11 protein-coding genes are annotated in these 18,705 nt (G+C 49.3%); 9 read left to right on the forward strand and 2 right to left on the reverse strand.

What is annotated here, in order from left to right; all coding sequences use genetic code 11:
- Positions 1-92 precede the first annotated feature (92 nt).
- Entirely contained in the window at positions 93-4,289 is a 4,197-nt protein-coding gene (locus K300_RS15865; RefSeq protein ID WP_155827552.1) for a beta strand repeat-containing protein, read from the forward strand.
- Positions 4,290-4,391: 102 nt separating this feature from the next.
- Here the strand turns inward: K300_RS15865 and K300_RS0101820 are convergent, their stop codons facing one another.
- A complete protein-coding gene (locus K300_RS0101820; RefSeq protein ID WP_081646856.1) occupies positions 4,392-6,917 on the reverse strand; it encodes a cache domain-containing protein in 2,526 nt (841 codons plus the stop codon).
- Between the two features lie 116 nt (positions 6,918-7,033).
- Between K300_RS0101820 and K300_RS14215 the strand changes: the two genes are divergently transcribed.
- From K300_RS14215 to cimA, 5 genes are all read left to right on the forward strand, one after another.
- On the forward strand, positions 7,034-9,892 hold the full coding sequence (locus K300_RS14215) for a DEAD/DEAH box helicase (protein ID WP_022849957.1): 2,859 nt from the start codon (positions 7,034-7,036) through the stop codon (positions 9,890-9,892).
- A gap of 177 nt (positions 9,893-10,069) precedes the next feature.
- Positions 10,070-11,389, forward strand: coding sequence for a homoserine dehydrogenase (locus tag K300_RS0101830; protein ID WP_022849958.1), 1,320 nt, complete (start codon positions 10,070-10,072; stop codon positions 11,387-11,389).
- A complete protein-coding gene (locus tag K300_RS0101835) occupies positions 11,390-12,565 on the forward strand; it encodes a cofactor-independent phosphoglycerate mutase (RefSeq protein WP_022849959.1) in 1,176 nt (391 codons plus the stop codon).
- 12 nt (positions 12,566-12,577) lie between these two features.
- Positions 12,578-13,792: an aspartate kinase gene (locus tag K300_RS0101840; protein WP_022849960.1), complete on the forward strand. Its 1,215-nt coding sequence runs from the start codon at positions 12,578-12,580 to the stop codon at positions 13,790-13,792.
- Between the two features lie 3 nt (positions 13,793-13,795).
- Positions 13,796-15,379, forward strand: coding sequence for a citramalate synthase (cimA, locus tag K300_RS0101845; protein ID WP_022849961.1), 1,584 nt, complete (start codon positions 13,796-13,798; stop codon positions 15,377-15,379).
- Positions 15,380-15,574: 195 nt separating this feature from the next.
- Here cimA and K300_RS0101850 read toward each other — a convergent pair whose 3' ends face one another.
- Positions 15,575-16,501, reverse strand: coding sequence for a metallophosphoesterase family protein (locus tag K300_RS0101850; protein ID WP_022849962.1), 927 nt, complete (start codon positions 16,499-16,501; stop codon positions 15,575-15,577).
- Positions 16,502-16,648: 147 nt separating this feature from the next.
- On the opposite strand from K300_RS0101850, the gene K300_RS0101855 reads away from it, so the two are divergent.
- The 3 genes from K300_RS0101855 (at position 16,649) to K300_RS16795 (ending at position 18,657) form a co-directional block, all read left to right on the forward strand.
- Positions 16,649-16,945, forward strand: coding sequence for a phasin family protein (locus K300_RS0101855; RefSeq protein WP_022849963.1), 297 nt, complete (start codon positions 16,649-16,651; stop codon positions 16,943-16,945).
- A 101-nt stretch (positions 16,946-17,046) separates the two neighbouring features.
- Positions 17,047-18,501, forward strand: a complete 1,455-nt coding sequence (locus K300_RS0101860) for an ABC1 kinase family protein (protein WP_238320631.1) — start codon at positions 17,047-17,049, stop codon at positions 18,499-18,501.
- A gap of 9 nt (positions 18,502-18,510) precedes the next feature.
- The gene (locus tag K300_RS16795) at positions 18,511-18,657 is read left to right on the forward strand and encodes a hypothetical protein (RefSeq protein ID WP_022849965.1); all 147 of its coding nucleotides are present in this window, start codon (positions 18,511-18,513) and stop codon (positions 18,655-18,657) included.
- Positions 18,658-18,705: the final 48 nt, after the last annotated feature.

Consider the following 18,705-nt stretch of genomic DNA (forward strand, 5'->3'; position numbering starts at 1 on the left):
CCGGTTCATATTCACTTTCAAAAAGGTGCAACCTGTTGTTTATTACTCTTTGTGTTCGTGCCATAATAGAGAAAAATACCGGAGGTTTCCCTGTGAGAAATAAATTTACCTTATTGATGCTTCTTCTGTTTTCAACATTGCTCCTCAGCGCCTGCGGAGGCGGCGGGGGCGGCGGAGGCGGCGGAAGTGATTTTGCCGTTTACGGTGTCGCAGCCGAAGGGGAGGCCATCAACGGTACTGTCTATCTCACCGATTCCAACGGTGTACGTTCCGATGCTGTCTCCATAGAGTCCGACGGCAGTTTCAGCTTCAACACATCAACACTTCGGGCACCTTATCTCCTGAAGGCGGTATCCTCCGAAAGCGGTATGGAATATGCTGCAATCGCCGAGGGGAGAGGGCGGTACAATATTACACCCTTCAGCCATCTTGCCTTCTTGCTTGCAGGTGAAGGGAATGTTACCCTCGCACAGGCTTGGGATAATACAACTTTGTTCGAGAATACGCTTCTCAGCTATGAAACTGCGAAAAGTGATGTGAACAGCATGTTCTCCACACCCTATGATAGCTATAAAACAGCTGTCAGCCCCTTCACAGGGAATCTTTACGTGGGGAGCAATCTGGATATGATTCTCGATGATATGTATTTCCGGTTTAATACATCGGATGCAGAGATAAGCTCAAAGATTTCCGGTCATCCTCTCATAGATGTTCAGTACTCATCGGGCGGTTCGCCTAGTCTTTATTTCGACAATAATACCTTCGATACAATAAACGATAATTCCTACCTCACATCCATATCCCTTAGCCCTGCTGAGGCAACCCTTCGTCCTGGAGATTCTCGCACCTTTGCCGCAGTGGGTTCCTATGTGGACGGCTCGGTTCATAATATCGACAGGGTGGCCTCATGGAGCATTGACAATTCATCGGTGGCATCTGTGGATACGGGTATAGTGACAGGCCTTTCCACTGGCTCTGCTCTGCTTACGGCGGCACTTGGCTCTGTGAGTAAAACCGCGGATATTACTGTAAGTGAAGGGGGTGATTACCTCATCGGTCTCAGCGTTACCCCGGTCAATCCCTCTGTCCCCTACGGCAATACAAAACAGCTTACCGCCACGGGCATCTATTACGACTCAGAAACCCAGGGTTTCTCCAAAACGATGGATGTTACAAAGAGTGCGGACTGGGCAAGCTCCGCTGAATCGGTTGCGAAGGTAGGGAACGACAACGGCACTAAGGGTCTTGTGACCACGATAGCCTCTGGAACCGCTACTGTCACAGCATCCCTTGAGGGGTATTCATCAAGCACAAATATAAACGTGTCAAACTCCGAACTGCAGTACATAAACATATCCCCCTCTGCGCCCCAGATAGGCCCCGGCGGGAGCGTTCAGTTCACAGCCACCGGTATTTACACAGATTCTTCAACACAGGATATAACCGGTTCTGTTATCTGGATCTCGGACAACTCGAGCGTTGCAGAGATAAGCAACGATAACGGCACAGCCGGACTTGCAGAGGCCGGTGACAATACAGGAACCACAGGTATTGTGGCCACAAAAGGTGGTGTTACCGCGATGACAACCTTAAAGGTGGCACCTGTTCAGATAACGGGCATTGGCGTTACACCTGCGGTTAAAACCCTTGCCGCAGGGAATACACAGCAGATGACCGCTACCGGTACATACAACGACAACTCCACCTCCGATGTTACCTCCGATGCTGTCTGGTCCACAAGCACCCCCTCCGTAGCCACCGTTGATACGGACGGAGTTCTCACTGCAGTTGGCTCAGGTACTGCAACGGTAACGGCAATCTTCGGCGGTGTAAGCGGAACGGCACAGGTAACAGTAAAGGCGGCGGAGCTTGATAAGATAGAGGTAACCCCAGCATCCCCGGAGGTTCCCCTCGGTCTTGAGAAGCAGATGACCGCCACAGGTATATACAGTGACGGCTCAAAGCAGAACCTGACATCAGTGGTTACGTGGCAGTCTTCGGACACATCGGTGGGCGTGATAAGCAACGCCGTGGACAGCAAGGGGCTGTTCAGTACGCTCACATCCGGCACATCGGATATTACAGCCGCTCTGGCAGGTGTTTCCAGTGCTCCAGTAACAGTTACGGTAACCTCCGCCCAGATCAAGGAGATACAGCTTACCCCAGAGGGGTCATCCGTTCCCCTTGGTGTGGACCAGCAGTTCACCACTACGGCTGTTTTCACAGACAACACGACCCAAAACATGACCGAATCGTGCACATGGTATATAACGGATCCCTATGCGGCCGTAAGCAACGCCTCCGGAACAAAGGGCTTCGCTAAAACCATAGGGGAGGGCACCACAATGGTGCGGGCGGTTTATGGTGAGTTTTCCGATGAAACCAGCTTCACCATAACCCCTGCAGAGCTGACCCAGCTTCAAGTGAGCCCCGTAACCCCCTCTGTGGCTCTTGGCGGCTCCAAACAGATGAACGCAGTGGGTATATATACGGACAACACGAACGTTGATGTAACATCACAGGCTACATGGGCTTCTTCGGATGGAACAGTGGCAAGCATAAGTAATGCCGGCGGCTCCGAAGGACTTGCCGTATCCCTTGCCACAGGAACCTCAACATTGTGTGCAACCATGGATAACATTACCGACAGTACGGTGATGAGTGTAACCCCCGTCTCGCTTCAGCATATCACTGTTACCCCTGCGAACCAGTCTCTGCCGCTGGGTAACGACCAGCAGTATACGGCTACGGGTATATACTCCGATCTTACCACTGAGGATCTCACAGCATCTGTTACATGGTCGGCTGATAATGCTAGCGTCGCTTCCATAAGCAATGCCGGGGGTAGCGAGGGTCTTGCATCATCCGCAGGAACCGGGAATGCTGTTATCACAGCGGATTACAACAGCGTAACAGGAACGGCGAAGCTCACAGTCACACCCGCTACGCTGACATCGATCGTTGTTAACCCCATAAACGCATCCATAGCGCAGGGGAATACCCAGCAATATACAGCCACGGGCTACTACAGCGACAGCACCAGCCAGAACCTTACTAACATCGTTGCATGGACCTCGGATAACGCCGCTGTGGCCTCCATAAGCAACGCCGTTGGCTCACAGGGTATAGCAAGCTCCGTTGGTACTGGCTCGGCTAATATAACCGCCTCCTACGATAACGTTACAAGAACCGTTCCGCTTACTGTAACTGCGGCACAGCTCGAGAGCATAGACATAGCACCGGCGAACCCCTCTATAGTTAATGGTACAAACCAGCAGTTTACCGCAACAGGCAATTACAGCGACGGTTCCACCCAGGATGTCACGACTCAGGTTACGTGGCTCTCCAGCGATGTGGGTGTGGCCTCCATAAGCAACGCTGGTGGCAGCGAAGGTCTTGCAACATCCGCCGGAACTGGTACAACCACCATACTCGCAGCTCTAGACGGCAAAGCAGGCTCCACGAACCTTACCGTAACAGCCGCAACGCTCCAGAGCATAGCCATAACACCTGCGGATCCCTCCATACCTCTGGGCACTACCCAGCAGTTCACCGCTACGGGTACATACAGCGACACCACCACACAGGATATAACCACGCAGGTTACTTGGCAGTCCGATGATGATACAGTGGCCGTTGTAAGCAATGCGGGTGGAAGTGAAGGACTCACGACCTCCATGGCTCAGGGCACTGCCAATATTACTGCAGATATGGGAGGAATAACCGGAACAACCTCCATAACGCTTACAGCTCCCCAGCTCCAGAGCGTAAGCGTTCTCCCTGCGAACACATCCATAGCCGTTGGGGATACCCTGCAGTACACGGCCATAGGTAACTATTCAGGCGGCGGCATTTCGGATATCACCGATCAGGCAACATGGGTTTCCACCACAGCCTCTGTGGCAAGCGTTGGAAACACCCAGGGGGTTGATAAGGGGCTGGCAACCGGCATCGTGGCGGGAAGCACCAACATCGAGGCTACTCTGGACGGGATTACAGGTACAACACCCCTTCAGGTAACCGGACTTCCGCTCATCGATATAACCGTAACCCCTGCGGATCCAAGCATACTTACCGGTGCTAACATCCAGTTTACCGCAACCGGTACTTACAGCGATTTCTCCACCGAGGATATATCCAACAGCTGTACGTGGGTGATGGATAATACCGATATCGCCACAGTCGATGCAACAGGGCTAGCGACGGGTGATGCTGTCAATACGGGAACAACTAACGTAAGGGCTCAGAAATCCGGAGTGGAGGGCTCAACAAGCATTACGGTTAACTAAGAGAGACGGTTAACGGAAAGAATAACAACAGACATAAGGGTCCTCCAGTAAATACCGGGGGACCCTTTTTTATTATTACTTGGGTATACAGGAAGGGTGCTTTTACTCTGAATCAGCAGCAGGAAAGCGCAGTGTAATAACTGCACCCCTTTCACTGTTCTCTGCTTTCATTCGGCCATTCATATGTTTTTCCACAATTATTCTGGACATGAAAAGACCTATCCCCGTTCCTTCACCCTCCCCCTTGGTGGTGAAATAGGGGTCGAAAATCATGGACATTATATTCTCTGGGATACCGCCGCCGTTGTCAGAAAAGCTTACAATAATATCTCCGTTATCTCTGGATACGGCAATAACTATCTCTCCAACACGGATATCACCCTTCTTTCTGTACTTGGTTATCGCTTCAATGCTGTTGTGAAGGATGTTTATCACAACCTGCTTGAACTCGCCCGGTATGCCCCGTACCTTAAAGTCGCTCTCCTCATCTGTTTTGGATGTGCGTCTGTAGGGTACAGCACCGATGCCGCTGTCTATGAGTAGCTTTACATCCTTGCTCTCCATCTGTGCATAAACAAGGGAGGAGGACTCGTATATATGCTTGAGAATATCAAGGTCTGCCGGTGAGTCGTTAGTTATGTAAAAGTTTCTGAAGTCATCGATGGTTTTCGACATATACATAATAAGATGCATACAGCTTTCTGTCATGCTGTCTATGTACTCCCTGTCCAGCTCGCCGAGTTCGTAGGAGTCCTCAAGATCCTGAATATAAAGACCGAGGGCGTTTATCGGCTGTCTCCACTGGTGGGCTATGGCGCTTATCATCTGCCCTATGGATGCGAACTTCGACTGCTCAAAGAGGAGGGATTCATTCTTCCTGCGCTTCTCCGTTTCCACCTCTACTGTTTTTTCAAGGTTTCTGTTAAGCATTTCCAGTTCCCTTGTTTTACTCCTGAGCTCGTTCTCCATGTTCTTTTCCTGGGTGAGGTCCTCGAGGATACCCAGAAGCATATAAGCCTTTCCTTCGTTGTCAAATATCGGGACCTTAGTGTTACGAACAGTGATTAACCCTTCCGGCGTCTTGATCTCGACAATATTACGGGTGACAATACCCTCCTGGATGGTTGCTATATCCGATTCTGTGGCAATCTCTTGATCTTTGTAGTCAGCAAAGGATGTTCTCGATGTACTGTCCATTATCTCAGAGATGGTTTTACCCTTTGCTTCTGAAACTGATACGCCGAAGATTTTTTCGGCCATCCTGTTCCAGAGTACTATCCTGAAACCATCGGAAGGATCCTTTGTGAAAAGACCCACCGGCAGATTCTCAATAATGGAGGTTAAAAAGATCTCCTTCCTTACAGCCTCATTCTCTGCCGACTTCTTCATTTCGATTATTTCATGGAGTGACTCTCCGATATTGATAAACTCGTTGTATTTAAGGTTAACTGAATCGGTATCTCCATCCTCGATGCTCGTTCGAAACAGAACCATGAGGCTTCCAAGCTCTTTGTTAAGCCGGTTTGTGAAAAACAGTCCTGCGGTGGCCCCCGCTATAAGGGAGAATACGAAGATGATCCCGATGAAGACGAGCTGCTTCTGGATACTCTCTTCAAGTTCCTGACGCTTCACTGCGATAATATCATCGATCTGGTCTATGTTTACCCCTGTCCCTATGTACCATTCCCAGTCCTCAATGCCTTGGGCGTAGCTGATTTTCGGCCTTGGCTTATCGGAGTTGAAGCGGGGGAGTACATAATCCACAAATCCTCCACCCTCACGGGCCGCCTTTATAAGCTCCTGAACGATCTTCTTTCCGTTTATATCTGTGACGTTGTACATGTTTTTGCCCTTGGCAGGGCCCGAAAGGCTGAGCCCGTCCCATGTGGCGGCGAAAACATAACCATCATCCTCATAACGTATGGATGAAATGCGGTCCAGGACACTTTCCTGAAGATCTTTTTCCTGATCATCGAGGTATTCCCCTGTGCCAATGTACCAGTTAAAGGGCTTGAACCCTTTAACATAGGTGAGTTTTGGGTATATCATCTCGCCGTTGCCGGCGGGCTTTCGCCAGTGACCCTTAACAAACCCCTCCCCACGGTTTTTTACAAGTCTGATCTCTTTTCTGATCACGAAGTTGCCGAGGGCATCAACGAGGTTTATTATGTTCTCGTTTTCATATTCAGGTGCTATGGGGTACAGGATCTCGGTTCCGTTCATACTGCCGATGAATATATACCCTCTGCCGTCACTGAAACGTACAGGCCGCAGAGCCTCCTTGATGATCCCTTTTATTTCAACACTGCTGTGGGTTTCCTTATGGGTGTTGTATAGTGAGAGTGCGATGGCGTGGGCCTTATTTACCTCTTCCCTAAGCCTTTCTCTAAGCTCTACCTCTGAATTGGAGCGGACATAGGCGATATACTCCGCAACACGTTTAACCTCGAATTTTATACGGGCTTTGCGTTCTTCTATGTATTCTCTTCGCAGGTTTTTAGCCTCATCCTCAAAGCGGCTGTATTCGGAGGAGATCCAGAAATAGGCTATGGGGATAACAGATATAAGAGCTGTTATCAGCATTGATAAATAAAAAAGACTACTCAGGCTCTTTAATCTGTTGGACATAATTTTCCCTTGTGTTTTTATTATTTTGTACCATATGAATGTTTTTTTCAATACTTCATAGATAGGGTTTGGATAAAGCAAGTTGCAATGGAGAAAAACATGCTATAGATTTACCCATGATCGATGCCGCCGCCGGATACATAAAGTCGGGAAAGTTCGGTGATGCCCTCTCCTATGAGGGTGAGATTCCTGCCAAAGGAACCGATACCGAGCCCCTCGAGATAATTGAGTCTGAGATAGTTCGTGAAGCATTGCGCGATATGGGGATCAACTCACTGTACTCTCATCAGGCGGAGAGCTACCGGCGTGTCAGGGGTGGGGATAATATTATCGTGACTACCCCTACCGCCAGCGGGAAGACCCTCTGCTATAATCTACCCATCCTTGAAGATATGTACCATAACCGTAACGTTAGAGCGTTGTACCTCTTTCCTCTCAAGGCTCTGGGGCACGACCAGAAGAGGGGCATAGATGAACTGCTGTCTGAGATACCCCTTGGTGGAGGGATATCCTCATCGGTTGTGGACGGCGATACGGATAAGCAGACAAGACGGAAGATCCTCAAGGATCCGCCCAACATAATCATAAGTAACCCCGATCTCCTCCATTACTCAATGCTCGTCAAACGCAACGACTGGGATCCATTCCTCTCCAGGGTTAAATATCTTGTAGTCGATGAGCTTCATACCTACAGGGGTGTCTTCGGAACCCATGTACACAACCTCTTCCAGCGTTTTTTGAGGCTTTATCCCGATGTCAGGATAATCACAAGCTCCGCCACCATTGGTGGAGCCTCGGAGTTTGCAAAACAGCTCTTCGGGCGTGAGTTTGTGCATATAGATAAAAGCGGCGCACCGGCGGGACGTAAGCGGTTCATGATGTTCAATCCGGAGATCCCACCTGCGGCCATGGCAAACTATCTGCTCAAAACAAACCTTGAAGCTGGGATTAAAACCCTCTGCTTCACTAAGAGCCGCAAGCAGACCGAGACCATATATTCCCGAATCATATCCGCCGAGCCCACAGCCTCCAGATACGTCAGCTCATACAGAGCGGGCTTCCTGCCCGAAGAGAGGCGGGACATAGAGAAACGTTTCTCCGGGGGGGAGCTGAAGGCTGTTATATCAACATCCGCCTTTGAGCTGGGTATAGATATAGGCGGTGTTGACTCCACCATCCTTGTGGGCTACCCCGGTTCGATGATGAGCCTCTGGCAGAGAGCAGGGCGGGCCGGCAGGAAACAGAAAGACAGCCTTATCATGTTGATCGCAGGGCGTGATGCCCTGGATCAGTATTACGTTAAATACCCCCACCTCCTATTTGAAAGTGGATATGAGGAACTCACCGTGGATAGGGACAACCATGAGATAAACTCCGGCCATCTTATCTGTGCTGCCTATGAGGAACCCTTGAAGGGTGGTGAAGCTTACCTCGAGAACAACAGGGAGCTCGCCGAAAAGATGGTTCGGGAGGGGAAGCTGTTTGTGGAGACGGATGGCGAACGCCTGTTCAGTCTAGGCAGTTACCCCTATAGAAACGTGGATCTCCGCATGGCGGGTGAGAGCTATACCCTTAACTGCTCAGGCTCGCTTATTGCCACAAACTCCGGACGCAGAGCCTATACGGAGAACTTCCCCGGAGCCGTATATCTCCACAGGGGGAGCCGTTTCATCGTTAAGAAGATGGATAAGCAGAAGCGGGAGATTATCGTTGAGCCTTTCCGGGGGAACTACTACACATGGCCTAATACGGACAAGCAGACCACCATACTCAAAGATCATGACACAGCCCTGAAAGGGAATCTGGCATACTCCTTCTGCGATCTGAGGGTAACCGAAACGCTCACAGGCTATTCCAAGGTATCCGAAAAGACAGGGGAGAAGATTCAGGATGTTCCTCTGGAGGCGGAGCCCATAGAGTTTGAGACCAAGGGTTTCTACATACGTATCCCCGAACAGCTTCGTGAGGAGATCGTCCAGAAAGGTATGAACTTCATGGGCGCCATCCACGCCTTTGAGCACGCCGTAATATCTATGATCCCGACATTCATACTAAGCTCACGTGATGACATTGGGGGTATCTCATACCCCATGCACCCCCAGACCGAAGCCTCAGCGGTCTTTGTATACGACGGCTACCCCGGCGGTGTGGGGATAACAAAGCGCATGTATCCGGATATGCTGTCCCTTGTGAGGCGGACCCTTGAGCAGGTGAAGGGTTGCGACTGCGAGGAGGGGTGCCCCTCCTGCATCTATTCACCCAAGTGCGGAAGCGGAAACTATCCGCTGGATAAACCAGGCTCGGTTTTCCTCATGGAGCGGCTGCTCGACTGCGACATAGAGGAAAACTGCGGACCCGCAAGGGAAGTATCCGAAGAGGTGGGTGAGAAACGGATCAGCGATGAGGTGCTGGTTTACGATATCGAGACAAAATACTCCGCCGATGAGGTGGGGGGATGGAACAATGCCCACAAAATGGGTGTCTCCGTGGCCGTTGTGTGCAATATGATAGACAACACCTTTACAGCTTACACAGAGGAGCGGGTTGAAGAGATGATAGAGAGGCTCGAGGCGGCAAGAATGGTCTTCGGCTTCAATAATATATCCTTCGACAACAAAGTACTCTCCGGCTACAGGAAGCTTGACTTCAGGGGTACGTTTATCTTCGATATGCTGGCGGATATACGCACTAAAACGGGAAAGCGTTTCTCTCTGGACAAGCTGGCGGGGGCGACCATAAATGCGGCCAAAAGTGCGGACGGTCTGGCCGCTCTGCGCTGGTACAAGGAGGGGCGGCTCGACCTCATAGAGGAATACTGCCGCAAGGATGTGGAGGTAACGAGGGATCTGTTCCTTTTCGGCGTGAATAAAGGGTTTATACACGCCCCCATGAAGGATGGAAGCGTTATCCGGATCCCCGTTGAATGGGGGGAGATACTCGAAAGCTACACCCCCGAAGGGAGCAGTACAGAATAATCTGATTTAAACCATGGTTCTAAAAGAGGGGCTTTGTCTCCTTATCTTGACTTGGCATCCTTTATAAAGTAGTATTTGCAGACTATTTTTGTACTGCTGTAAACTGCCGAAAGGCTTAGATTTTAAGGGCACAGACCTTTGGCAGAGAAGCAAATCATTTTGGAGGTATTTTCTTACATGGCTAAACAAGTAAACGTCGGAATTATCGGTTACGGCACAGTGGGGCAGGGGACTCTCAAAAACCTGTTCAGCAACACCAATAGTATCGCAGTTAAAACAGGGCTGGATATAACGGTTAAGACGGTTGCCGACCTTAAAATCGAGGAATTCACGAGTGATGAGCTTCTGGAGAAAGTGCCCGTAAAAACCACGAACGGAATGGACGTTATAAACGATCCCGAGATAGATATCGTTGTGGAGCTTATCGGAGGCTACAACGTGGCGAGGGAGTTTATCCTTGCCGCAATCAATAACAGAAAACATGTTGTTACAGCAAACAAAGCTCTTCTGGCTGTTCACGGTGCGGAGCTCTTCAAAGCCGCCCAGGACAACGGTGTTAATATTGGCTTTGAGGCTGCAGTGGCTGGGGGCATCCCTATAATCCGTGTCCTGAAAGAGGATCTGGCGGCAAACCGAATACTTGAGATCTCCGGTATTATCAATGGAACAGCAAACTATATCCTTACCCGTATGGAAACCGAGGGGAAGGAGTTCCACGAGGTACTCGCCGATGCCCAGGAGCTCGGCTACGCAGAGGCGGATCCCACATTCGATGTGGAGGGGCAGGATACAGCCCATAAGATTGCCCTTCTCGCATCCATAGGCTTTGCAACCCTCGTACCCTTCGAGAAGATCTACGTTGAGGGTATAACTAGCATTAAGCAGGTGGACATACAGTTTGCCAAGAAGCTTGGATGCAAGATAAAGCTCCTTGCCATAGCAAAAAGACACGATGACGATATTGAGGTGCGTGTGCACCCCACCATCATCCCCGAAACAGAGCTTCTGGCACAGGTTGGGGATGTTTTCAACGCCGTTCAGGTTAAGGGTAATATGGTGGGCGACACCATGCATTACGGCAGAGGTGCCGGTGGCGAACCCACAGGAAGCGCCGTTGCGGGTGATATAATCTCCATCGCAAGGGATGTTGCCGCAGGCGGCGATAAGCGTGTTCCTGTGCTCGGCTTCACCAAGGAATACACATACTACTTCCCGCTCAGAGACATCAAGGAGATCGAATCAAGCTTCTATCTCCGTTTCTCCGCAGTGGACCAGCCCGGTTCCATGGCGGAGATCGCCGGAATACTCTCCAAGTACGGCATAAGCATATCCCAGGCAATCCAGTCCACCCCCCAGAATACGGGAGAGGTGGTCCCCCTTGTTTTTATGACACACCTCACAGAGGGCTCCAAGGTTATGAATGCAGTGGAGGAGATAAACAACCTCGGCGTTGTACGTGACAAGACTGTTGTAATAAGAGTTGAAGGACTTGACTAAATGAAATATCTAGTACTGCTCTGCGATGGCATGAGCGACCATAAAATAGAAGAGCTCGGCAATAAAACCGTAATGGAATATGCCGATACATCCAACTTTGACTATCTGGCAAAAAACGGCGTATGCGGCAAGATAGCCACAGCCCCCGGAGGACTCTATCCCGGGAGCGACATATGCAATCTGAGCGTTATGGGGTATGACCCCCATAAATACTATAGCGGCAGAAGCCCCCTTGAGGCCGGTGCGATGAATATCGAACTGGGTGACAGGGATATGGCCTTTCGCTGCAACCTCGTTACACTCACCGAAGACGGCAAAACAATGGACGATTTCAGTGCCCATCATGCGGGTAACGAAACCGGTAAGAGGGCTATTGAGGCTCTCAAGGAAGTTTTTCAAGATGATGATGGCGTTGAGTTTTACCCCGGAGTGGGCTACCGCCATATACTTGTCCTGCGTGATGTGGATTTCGAGCTAAAAACCACAGCCCCCCACGATATAATGGGTAAGGAGATTGCGGATCACCTTCCCGAAGGTAAGGGTGCTGAGCGTGTACGTGAGATAATGGCCAAGGCGAGGGTTGTTTTTGCCGGCGGTGGTTATGAGCGTGCCAACGCTATATGGCTTTGGGGGGAGGGTGGAAGACCCCAGATGCCCCTCTACAAAGATCTCTACGGCGTTGAAGGTTCCGTTGTTGCAGCAGTGGATCTAATCAAAGGTATAGGCAATTTTGCCGGTTTCAGGATTATAGATGTGCCCGGAGCCACCGGGTTTATCGATACAAACTTCAAAGGGAAGGCGGAATACGCCGTTAAGGCCCTTGAGGATACAGACTACGTATTCGTACATGTGGAAGCCCCCGATGAGGCGGGTCACATGGGCAGTGTGGAAGAGAAGGTGAAGGCTGTTGAGAATATCAACAGCCTTATGATTCCGACTATCCTTGAAGGGATGAAATCCTTCGGGGATTTCAGAATTCTCGTAACGCCGGACCATCCGACGCCTGTCGCTCTGCGGACCCACGTTAACGAACCCGTTCCCGCTATAATATACGGAACCGGGGTAGAGGCGGATTCCAACAGCGAATATACCGAATATGTGGACCCATCCTTCTTTATGGAAGAGGGGTACAAGATAGCGGAGCTTTTTCTTAAGGCTCCTGTCATAAAGGGTTAAGGAGGAACATTAGTGAGCCTTGTTGTAATGAAGTTCGGAGGAACCAGCGTCGGCTCCATCGAAAGAATCAGGAACGTAGCACGGATTATTGCGAAGAAGAAGGAAGCAGGACACGATGTCGTGGTTACAGTCTCCGCAATGGCAGGCGAAACGGACAGGCTCATCGGTCTTCTTAAAGAGGTCGATGAAAACTACAGCCTTCGCGAGTATGACCAGATAGTTTCCACAGGTGAGCAGGCGAGCTCCCCCCTCGTTGCGCAGACACTCATAACGATGGGTTGCCCCGCAGTTTCGCTCACAGGAATCCAGATCGGTATGGAAACGGACGGCTCACACTCTAAATGCCGCATTATGAATATAAAAGGTGACAGAATCCGCAAGGAGCTTGCCGAAGGCAAGGTTTGTATCGTTGCAGGGTTCCAGGGATATTATCCCCCCACAGGCGATATAACCACCCTCGGAAGAGGGGGCTCAGATACCACAGCCGTTGCCATCGCCGCTGCACTCAAGGCGGATGTATGCGAGATATATACGGATGTTGACGGAATCTATTCCGGCGATCCCCGTGTTGTGCGCAAGGCGAAGAAGATGGACAGGGTAAGCTACGATGAGATGCTCGAACTCGCATCACTCGGAGCAAAGGTACTTCAGTCAAGAAGTGTTGAATTCGGCATGAACTACGGAGTTGACATCATGGTGCTTTCCTCCCTCGAGGAAAAGCCCGGAACTCTTGTTACCAAGGAGGATGATGAGATGGAGCAGGTAATAGTCAGAGGCGTTGCGAGCGATAAAAATCAGGCAAAACTTACAATCAGGAACGTACCGGACAAGCCCGGTATCGCTGCTACTATCTTCAGCAGTCTTGCTGAGGATGCTATAAATGTTGATGTGATCGTACAAGATGTGAGCGTTGAAGGTAATACAGACCTCTCCTTCACCGTTGCAAAGACCGATCTTAACAGGGCAATGGAGTCCTGCCGCAAGGTTTCCGAGCAGATCGGAGCGGGCGAGGTTCTCACAGACGAGGAGGTAGCCAAGGTTTCCATCGTCGGTGTTGGAATGAGAAGCCATGCGGGTGTTGCCGCCAAGATGTTCAAGGTTCTTGCGGACAACAATATCAACATTATAATGATTACCACCAGCGAGATAAAGGTTTCCTGTGTTGTTGAGGAAAAATACTCTGAACTCGCTGTTAGAGTTCTCCATGAGGCATTTGTAGAGGATTAATATATGGCTCGTAAAATCGACATATATGACACCACCCTGCGGGACGGAACCCAGGCGGAGGATGTCAACTTCACCGTTAAGGATAAGGTGAAGATAGCCGAGACACTCAGTGATTTCGGCATAGCATACATAGAAGGGGGATGGCCAGGTTCCAACCCCAGGGATATCGAGTTCTTCCGCAGTGTGAAGGACTCAAATGTCCCCATAGATAAGGTTGCGGCCTTCGGAAGTACAAGAAGGGCGGCGAGGACATGCGATACCGATGAGAACCTTCAGGCTCTGCTTGAAGCGGAGGTTCCCAACCTCACCATCTTCGGCAAAACATGGGACCTCCACGTAACCGAAGCGCTTAAGCTTGAGCTTCCCCAGAACCTTGAGCTTATCAATGATTCTGTGGCATACCTTAAAACCAAGGTGGATAAGGTATTCTACGATGCAGAGCACTTCTTCGACGGCTATAAGGCGAACAGGGATTACGCAATCCAGACCCTCAAGGCTGCAAGGGATGCCGGTGCGGACTGCCTCGTTCTCTGCGATACAAACGGCGGAACCATGCCCTTTGAACTTGCAGATATCTTAGACGATGTTAAATCCGAGCTGGGGGATTATCCCCTGGGTATCCATTGTCATAACGACAGCGACTGCGCCGTTGCCAACTCCACCATAGCTGTGGAGAAGGGGATCGTGCAGGTACAGGGTACGGTGAACGGATACGGGGAGCGGTGCGGTAATGCGAACATCTGCTCTGTAATCCCTAACGTACAGCTTAAGCTGGGGCATGAATGCGTACCGCCGGAGAAGCTAAGCGATCTGCGTGTGGTTTCAAGGTTTGTTAATGAGCTTGGCAACCTTAAGCACAACATACATCAGCCCTACGTAGGACGTTCCGCTTTTGCCCATAAGGGCGGTGTGCACGTGAGTGCAATCCTTAAGAACTCAAGAACCTATGAGCATATTGAACCGGAGCTTGTGGGGAACACCCAGCGTGTTCTTGTTTCTGATCTCTCCGGCAGGAGCAACCTTATCTACAAGGCGAAGGATTTTGGTCTTGATATCGACAGCAAGGACCCGAAGATTGCCGAGGTTGTGGAGCAGCTTAAGGAGCTTGAGAACAAAGGGTTCCAGTACGAAGGTGCAGAGGCATCCTTTGAGCTTCTCATGCGTAAGACCATGGGCAAATTCGAACCCTTCTTCGACTCTCTCAGCTTCCGTGTTATAGATGAGAAACGTTCAAAGGGTGAACAGCCCCATGCAGAGGCCACCGTTATGCTCAAGGTGCACGGCGAGGCGGAGCATACAGCCGCCACAGGGAACGGCCCTGTTAACGCCATCGATAACGCAATCCGGAAGGCGCTCAGTAAGTTCTATCCCAACCTTGAGGAGATGACCCTTGTGGACTTCAAGGTTCGTATCCTTACAAGCGGAACGGGCACAAAGGCTCTCACAAGAGTGCTTATCGAATCTAAGGACGGCAAGGATGTTTGGGGCACTGTGGGTGTTGCCCACAACATTATCGAGGCGAGCTATCAGGCGCTCATCGATTCCATTGAGTATAAGCTTTTAAAGGATCGTGATAACGGTGTTTAAAAACTCTTGAAAATTGCAAAGATATTTGTATAATTACACTCGTTATCAGTGAAATAATAATAGGTTTCTAGAATATAACAGTACTATTGCCCGGCTATTTCTATGCTTTATCCCTCCTCCCCCCTTAAAGCATGTAGCCGGGATTTTTTTGCTTACAGGATTCTTTATAATTAAGAGAAGTATACTCCTCTCTGCCTAGTCTCTTTTATGCTTGACCAGGTTGTAATGGGGGTCCTTATGGGGGTAGAAGCGGAGGGAGTCGATCTCTTTGCCGTCGATATCGATCGCTTTGTAAACAAGTTCATCACCCTCAAAGTACATCTTTGTGTAGTGATAATTTCTTACGTATACCTTGCTGTAGTCGTTTTCCCTTCTCGGTCCCCTCAGAGGTGCGCCGCCGCCTGCCGTGATTATATGGTGTATGCCGTCAACATATGAGCGTTCATAGCTGTGCAGATGGGCGTTGAATACGGCATGAACCTTGAACTTTTTCATAATTGGGAGAATAGATTCACCGATATTCATCTCATCCTCAACCTTCATCCGGCTGTATAGGGGGTGATGGAATATTACGAATTTGAATGCCGCATCCTTATGATCACGCAAATCATGCACAAACCATTTGTACTGCTCCGAATCTTTGCTGAGATCCCCAGTTGAATTAAGTACAGTGAAATGTATGCCGTATCGATCGACGGAGTAGTATTCCTCGTTGCCGGGAAAGTCAAAGTACAGGTAATAGAGCAGAGAGTTATGTTCGTGGTTGCCAAGGGTCGCGTAGTAGTCCGTCTCTTTGATAAGCTCCTTTTCGATGCGGTGAAAGGCGAACCAGTCCGGGAGCCCCCATCCATGGGTCATGAGATCCCCGGTGTGGAAAACAACAGAAGGGCTCTCGCTCCTTATCATCTCGACTATCTTTCTGTGGGTGTCGTGATAGGTTCGTGTGTCGCCATATATAACTATCTTAGGTATACGTGAAATAGGGTCGTGTTTAATTTCGTAATGAAAGTAGAGAAATATAAAGAATATGAATGCTATATAAAGCACGCCCGTGGAGAACAGCGTGACAAGTAGAAGCTTCCAGAACCGTCTTCTTGAAAGGAACCGCAATCTCTTTATCATGAGTCATTATCTGTATTTACTGTGATCAAAATGTTACAGAAAAATTGAATTACAGTCATAAATGACTATTTTATGCAGAAATGAATAACTCATAAAACATTGAAATACTGACAAAAACAGATATTATTTAGGTAGCGGAGGTGAAACATGAATAAAGGCGACAAAGATAACGAACTGAAGGATTTTTTCTATGTAGGTCTTGGAGCGGCTCTCATGGCAAAGGAGAAGCTGGATAAGGAGATCGAAACCTTTATGCACAGAGGTAAAGCAGCCCAGGATGCGAAGGATAAAATGAGTGAAGAGGCCAAAAAGAAGGCCAAAGAGTTCGAAAGCGAATTCGACAGTAAGCTGAAAGAGAAGGTTCAGGAAATACTCAAGGAACTTGATATCCCTACCAGAGAGGAGTTTGAAGAACTCAGGAAGAAGGTGGAAGAGAGCAAGTGAAAAAAAAAATCCTGAAACTTTATTCGCCGAGGAGAATCTACCGTGTTTTTATGGTTCTCCTTACTACATTTCTTATCATCAAGAACCGAAAGAGTTTTTTGATGATAAAGCCCCTGAGGCCGGCAAGGCTCAGGGCTTATATTCAGGCACTGGGTGCGAGCTTTATAAAGCTTGCCCAGGTGCTTGCTACCAGAGCAGATTTCTTTACAGAAGAATACCTTGATGAGCTTCGGGGTGTGCATGACGACATCCCGAAGATGAGCCATGAGGATTTCCGCAAGGTTTATGAAAAGGCCTTCGGGGAGCGGGATCCGTTCAAAACATTCCTCGAAAACCCCATTGCCAGCGCATCCATAGGGCAGGTGCATCATGCTGTACTAATGGATGGAACCGAGGCCGCCGTTAAGCTCCGCCGTTATGATATTGAGAAGATTATACGGGCGGACATTAAGATTCTGCGTTTCTTTAACCGTATTTTTAAGCCGCTCTTTTCGGAGTATACGAAGAACTCCATAGAAGGGGTGATCGAGGAATTTACTAACATGATCACCCGGGAAGTGGATCTGTACGTCGAACTCCAGAATATGAAAAAATTCGCTGAAACATATCCCAACAGCGGGATACGGTATCCGGAGCCTTACGATAAATACTGCAGTTCCGATGCCCTTGTTATGAGCTTTGAGCATGGTTTTAGGTTTGACGACAGGCGTGTACTTGAGAGGCTCAATGTAAGCTTCGAAGAGGTTATGGAGAAGCTGATCTATTTCTATACGGATCAGATGCTTGTAAACGGCTTCTTCCATGCGGATCCCCACCCGGGTAACCTTATGATTACACCGGATGGAGAGCTTATTCTGCTCGATTTCGGCATGGTGAAGCGTATCTCAGAGCGTACCAGGAAATCCATAATCGAGATTATCAAGGCTGCAAATGAAAGGGATTTTGAGACCTATATCAAAGCGTGTAAGAAGCTCGGCATCATAGGTGTGGATGCACCCGACAACCTTCTGCAGGAGGTTGCAGAGCGGATGTTCGATATCTTCTCCAATGAAACGCTTGATGCAAAGAGCATGCAGACATTAGCCTTTGAGGTTCTGAACTCGGTGAAAAACCTCCCCTTCAAGCTTCCTCAGGAGGCGATATACATAATGCGTGTGAGCTCCATCATAGAGGGGCTGGGCACCAACTATATAGATAATTTCAACGGCATCAAAGATATACTTCCCGTGCTCAAGGAGAACATGCCGAGAGCGCTTGGTATTGATGACAAATTCATCGAGTTCCTCAAGGGTGAGGCTATTGAAGTTCCCTTCACCCTTCGCAAGATGAAGAAGATTATCAACGATGTTAGCGACAACTCCCTTGAGATAAAGATCTCCAAGGAGAGTATCGATTATATTAGAGAGAAGTCCAGAAGCTACTACCGACCCATAGTCAATGGAGCGATGCTTGTTGTTGTCGGCTTTTTTGTGGTATTTCTTGGTTTTGACAAGAGCGAGTATGTTGGTTCGGCATTCTTTTTTGTTGGTATGTTGAGGGTGTTTTTTGCGATTTGACTTGGATTGATGTATGGAAAACTCCATAGAATAAATCAGGCTCCCATGGATGGGAGCCCTGAAATAGATTTTATTAAGCTCCGCTTCATAAAATATATGGAAGCAAGCGGAGCGAAGGCTTTGCCAATTGGAGCGGCAGGGAAATTCTCAGGATAATGAATTTCCCAGATTAAATCAGGCTCCCATGGATGGGAGCCCTGAAGA

This window comes from Limisalsivibrio acetivorans (assembly GCF_000421105.1).
GTDB lineage: Bacteria > Chrysiogenota > Deferribacteres > Deferribacterales > Geovibrionaceae > Limisalsivibrio > Limisalsivibrio acetivorans.